Raw genomic sequence first — 6165 nt, forward strand, 5'->3', positions numbered from 1 at the left:
CGCTCTTCCGATCTAGCGTGTATAAAATTAAGGTGACAATGAAAGAAAACCTTCTGCCTCCTGCCTCCTGCCTCCTGCCTTCGGACAACCATTGTCTAATTATTCAACCGGACATGATATCATAGACGATCTGAGATTAACTTTGATTTTATTAGGAATAAATCTAGTTATCTTTATGATCTTTGTAAAAAAATATGTAAGCATTCAGCTATTAGCGTTCAGCTCTTCCTGCGGAATGTGCTCGCATTCAGCTTTTTAATGAATGAACCAAGTATTTGATTAACTTCTACTACATTTTTAAACACAGAATTGAAGCACAAGAACAACGAGCTTAAATTGTCCACTAAAGGTAATAAAACTGATAATGCAGTTCCAATCATAGGAGGCTAGCTGACTGCTGTTTGCGCAGCATTCCGCAGGAAATGCTTACAAAAATATTTAATTCAGAAAAAAATACGGAATTTTTGAAAATAATTGGGTGCAGTATTAGTGATTTTTATGAAATTTTGTACTGAATAAAGTCGCAAACTTCTGTAGTTTGAACTAATAAAAAAATCAAAGGAGTTTCCATGAATCAAAAAAAGGAACACACAATTATGGTGGTAGATAATGAATATAAAAATGCCAATTTAATGTTAAATTTATTAAGATTTTCTGGTTTTAATGTCATTGTAGTAGAGGATGGGGAAAGTGCGATTGAGAAGGTAAAAAATGTATTACCAGATTTGATTTTACTAGATATAATTATGCCAGGAATAGATGGTTTTGAGGTTTGTAGATACTTGCAAGCTTCAGAAAGAACTAAAAATATTCCTGTGATTTTTATGACTTCACTTTCTGAATCTACTGAAAAAATAAAAGGTTTAAATTTAGGAGCTGTAGACTATATTGTTAAACCGTTTAAACCAGAAGAACTTTTATCTAGAATAGATATACATATACGCTTACAAAAAGAGATAAAAGAACGGACGGCAGCAGAAATAGAATTGCAGAAATCTGCATCTGAACTGGAAGAACGAGTGCAGGCAAGAACTGCAGAACTTTCTCAATCTTTAGCAGAACTTAAAGCAGCTCAATTGCAACTAATTCAAAGTGAAAAAATGTCTAACATTGGGGCATTAGTTGCTGGTATTGCCCATGAGTTAAATAATCCAGTTAGTATAGTTGTCGGTAATGTTAATTTGGCGGAAAAATATCTCACAGCAATTATTAATCATATTAAATTATATCAAAAAGAATTTCCTAATCCTGGTCTAATAATTGAAAAAGACGCGGAAGATATGGATATAGATTTTCTGATTGAAGAGCTACCAAAAATATTATTTTCCGTAAAAAAAGCCAGTGATCGCATAAGTGAAATTAGCGTATCATTGCGAAGTTTTGCTAGGGCAGATAGTACTTCAAAAGTAGCTTTTGATATTAACGAAGGTATAGATAATACTCTGATAATTTTACAGCATCGACTAAAAGCTAATAATCAACGTCCAGCCATTGAAATTGTCAAAAATTATGGAAGTTTACCTCAGATTAATTGTTATCCAAATACCTTAAATCAAGTTTTTATGAATTTGTTAGTCAATGCAATTGATTCTTTGGAAGAATACAACTATAAAAAACTTAAAACTTATCAAGAAATTCTGCAACATCCAAATCGGATTACTATTACTACTTCAATTATTGAATCCTATGGAGTAGAAATTAGAATAGCTCATAATGGACTGGGAATACTGGAAAACCTCAAAGATAAACTATATGAAGCTTTTGAAAATGCCAATACTAACAATAAAACCAGCAACTTAGGATTATCTATGAGTTACTTAATTATAGTCAATAAACATGGAGGAGAATTGGAATGTAATTCTCTTCCTGAAAAAGGAACAGAATTTGTGATTAAATTACCAAATCAAAAAAGAGAAAAAAAATTATATTCATTAATTGATAATGGATAATTGATAATTGATAATTACCTCTGGTTAAAACCGAGAGGATTGAATATCTCCTGATATTATTTCTTTTTTTTCCCCTTAAAAGGGGAGGCTTTAAACCAGAATTATTAATAATTAATAATTAATAATTCGGTAAGCATTCAGCCATCAGCTAGCCTCCGGAGGAGGAACTGCGGACTTCAGCTATTGCTTTTAATTTACGATCAAAGCTTTATTAATTATTTTACTAGAAAAGTTGGTTCCCTTGCCCTTAAAGTCTATTTTAATTTAAACACTGTCCTTAAGGAGAGAGTCTTGTTGCGCTCGAGTTGACAGCTAATAGCTGTTTGCGCAGCATTCCGCAGGAAATACTTAGGGCTTGCTGAAAAAGTCTTATGGGTGAGGGCAGGAGACAGGAGACAGGAGACAGGAGAAATGGCTTGGGAGCGAGGAGGTAGTAGTTAAGAATTGTCCCAAGATTGTTCTGCCCAACTATGCGCCTAAAATACTAACTTTTTGAGCGTGAAGAGCTGAAACAGGCGCACTTTTTTCGGTCCTAAAAAGGTTAAAACCTTTACCTGTAATACCAATTTAAAAAAAGAATGCTACGAAAAGGTAGATATCGATCGGATATGCTTAAAAATAGCTGCCCCAGTTTATTTTAGATAGTTATTTCTATCGTTTTTCCCTTTTTTTCAATATTTACCCCTTCTTCCTTCTTCCCTCTTCCTTCTTTCTTACTTTTACCATTTGTAACAAACATTTATCACGCTTGGTATAAATGCTTTGATATTTAATCAGCAAGCCCTACTTACAAATTATAAATAATTTGATAGTGTTCTTGATTATCTTCTGCTGATTTATACCATTAGACTACTAATTTCTTATTTTTAAGATTATTTTTTAATTTATAGCAATTCCCATACTTGTGAGGTACAAAATTCCTTGGTTTTAGGGAGTAGGGAGTAGGGAGTAGGGAGTAGTAATTCTGGTTCCGTAGGAATCGATAAAGAAGAAAAACAACTGTACCTTATTAGCTTGGGAAAGACTATAGCAATATGATTTTAGTTGTGAGATATTGGAGACTTTTGCTTTAGGTATGGAGGGAATAGGGAATAGGGAAGAAAGGAATACATAAGAATAAGATAACTGCTATATCCTATACTTTACAAGGAACACCTCAATTCTCACATCTGATTCCTGATTGCTATATATTACCTGCAATAATAAATTGACATATTTGAACATATAAGTTTTAGATTTTAATTTAATTAGATATAAGTATTTAATACTTAATATTAAACACTTATATCTAATTGTATAGATATTTTCATGTTAAACTTAAATTATACCATTTCTCAAAAGTTTTGCTACATTTCCTTGGAAGTAGGGAGTAGGGAGTAGAGAGTAGGGAGTAGGGTTTAAAGGCATAAAATATTTTGGATTAATGCCGATAATTCTCTACATTCATTACTGAATTATTATTATTACTTAATAACTGAAGTTGCATTGGAAGTATAGCATTATTTTTGGGAATTGTTATTATACATTACTGAAGTGAATTTCAAAAAAGTAAAAATGTATGATTTAACTCAATTTGGACTCAGAGATATGTCTGAATGTGGGCTAGCTTTACGCCAATTAGGAAAAGATGCTCATACGACAGAAGAAGTAAGCAATAGAATTATTAAATATCTTTATGAAAATCTAATTAGTAAAGATATCAAAGAAAAATCCTGCGTATTAATCCGTATGTTTCAGACTATTCCATATAAACAACTCAGTCATGAACTGCAAGAATATGCTTCTAAATTATTAAATAATCAATCAGTAACTCCTAATTTAAAGTGCTTAACCTTGCTGAGTACTGCTGGGGAAAAACCAGAATGGAATTTACGACAAAAATCTTCTGGACACAAAGCAATTCCTTTAGTAAACAAAGCAGCGATCGCTAAAATTCCAATGATATCAAGGCTAATTCAACAATTAGGATTAGACCCTGGTCAAGTACTAGAAGAAGACCCAAATTTATTGGCTGATTTAGAGCAAAAAATGTACAACGTATTTTATGTAGCTGATGCCTTTGGTAGCCCTTATATTCCAGCCCAGAAATCATTTGTAATTCCTTTTAATATTAAATCTGTAATCGGATTTGGAGGTTTATTACCTTCAGGAAATATGTTTGTAGTTTTAATGTTTTTAAAGGTAAAAGTACCAAGAGAAACTATTGATTTATTAAAGCCATTAGCACTAAGTGTTAAGATAGCACTTTTGCCCTTTGACCGAGGCAAAATTTTCTCATCTAGCCAAGATAAAGATCAAACAGTTAGTCAGAACGAACTAAAATATAAAGATAGAATTATTGAAGAACTTAAATCAGAAAATGCGACATTAAATCAATTATTAGATGTATCGGAGAAATCCACATTAATTCAATCTGACCGTTTAGAAAAAGCAATTGCTGAAGAGCAAAAAACCTTAGAAAAACTGCAGATAACCCATGCCCAATTACTACACACAGAGAAAATGTCTAGCTTAGGACAAATGGTAGCTGGTGTTGCTCATGAAATTAACAATCCAATTAACTATATTCATGGAAATATTACTCCAGCTCAAGAATATGTTCAAGACATACTAGAATTGCTAGATATGTATCAGCAGGAATTTCCTCATCCTACACCAGAAATTAAAATTAAAATAGCAGAAATTGACCTGAATTTTATTAAGAAAGACCTCAATGAAATTATTAGGTCTATGGAGATAGGTACAGAAAGAATTTATGAGATAATTAAGTCAATGCGTAGCTTTTCTCGGTTTGAAAAAACAGAGTTTAAACAAGTTGATGTTCATGAAGCAATAGACAGTACATTGATGCTTTTAGAAAGCCGGATGAAAGCAACAACTTCTTCCCCAAAAATTAGGCTGATAAAAGAATATCAAGAATTACCATTAGTGGATTTTTATGCTGGTCAACTTCATCAGGTATTGATGAATATTTTGAGTAATGCTATTGATGCGTTGGATGAATATAATGAACAACGCACGCCAGAAGAAGTCAGGAAAAATCCGAGTCAAATTAAAGTTTGTACTAAGATTTTAAATAAAGAGTGGGTAGTAATCTCAATTGCAGATAATGGTTTAGGTATGGCTGAAGAAGTTAGCAAAAAATTATTTGATTCTTTTTTTACAACTAAATCTTCAGGAAAAGGAACTGGATTAGGGTTATCTATTAGTTATCAAATTGTTGTGGAAAAACATGGCGGAAAATTATTGTGTTATTCTCAACCAGGAAAGGGAGCAGAGTTTATAATTCAGATTCCTATTAGGCAGAAAATTAGTTAAGCAGTATCGTAAGATTCAGTAAAATAATTAAAGATTTTAAGTATTGCAATTAAATTATTTATGGTAATTTTCTCTGATTAGCTCTCTCTTCTCCACTTCCTAAACTCGACTCCTAAATGATAAATTTAGAGTCACTGAATTTACTGGAGTTTAGACTATAATAGACATCTCCAGAAAAGAGGGAATAGGGAATAGGGAATAGGGAATAGGGAATAGGGAATAGGGAATAGGGAATAGGGAATAGGGAATAGGTAATAGGAACTGGAGTTTAGACTAATTACAGCGGGCCGAAAACTTGCTGAGGGAAAATAGTGAGATAGTCGAACCTAGGCTGAAACTATTTCTGCATCAGCATTGCAACGACTTTTAAGTTAATTATTCCCCCGCCTGTGCTATGGGTTAATTTTGCCATGGCAAGACTTTTTGAATAGTTTGAATCACCTAAGTCCTTACTCAAATCCCCTCAAAAATACTTTTCATCAAGAGCATCAAGTATTACCCCAGGGTAGTGAATTCCAAGTCTTAATTGCTTCTCGGCAAATTATTTGAAGAACTCAAAATTTAGTCTAAACTCCAGGAATTTAGCTGAATACAAAAAAATTTTGAGCAGAATTTTATCAAAGTGATATTAGTGATAATTTAAAATAAAATATGTATGTAAAAAAGCCTGTAAACTTTTGCCCTTCTTATATCAATTACAATTTATTAATACTATACTTAGGTAGCACTTCAATTATTAAGTAATTAGGGCTTGCTGATTAAATATCGCGTGTCTTGACTGGTTTTGGTTTTACCCTTTTCAGGTACTAAGGGAGTACCAGCTTTTAGGTAGTAATGGTTCAAAAATCTAAGATTTTCGGCATTTCGAGGGGTAGAAAATCACTTTTACGATTCTTCT

General features: G+C 32.4%; 2 protein-coding genes. Both read left to right on the forward strand.

Annotated elements, in window-relative coordinates; all coding sequences use genetic code 11:
* Positions 1 to 569 precede the first annotated feature (569 nt).
* Positions 570 to 1949: a response regulator gene (locus F6K54_RS38475; RefSeq protein WP_293089380.1), complete on the forward strand. Its 1380-nt coding sequence runs from the start codon at positions 570 to 572 to the stop codon at positions 1947 to 1949.
* Between the two features lie 1533 nt (positions 1950 to 3482).
* On the forward strand, positions 3483 to 5267 hold the full coding sequence (locus F6K54_RS38480; RefSeq protein WP_293089382.1) for a sensor histidine kinase: 1785 nt from the start codon (positions 3483 to 3485) through the stop codon (positions 5265 to 5267).
* Positions 5268 to 6165: the final 898 nt, after the last annotated feature.

This window comes from Okeania sp. SIO3B5, assembly GCF_010692555.1.
Lineage (GTDB): Bacteria > Cyanobacteriota > Cyanobacteriia > Cyanobacteriales > Microcoleaceae > Okeania.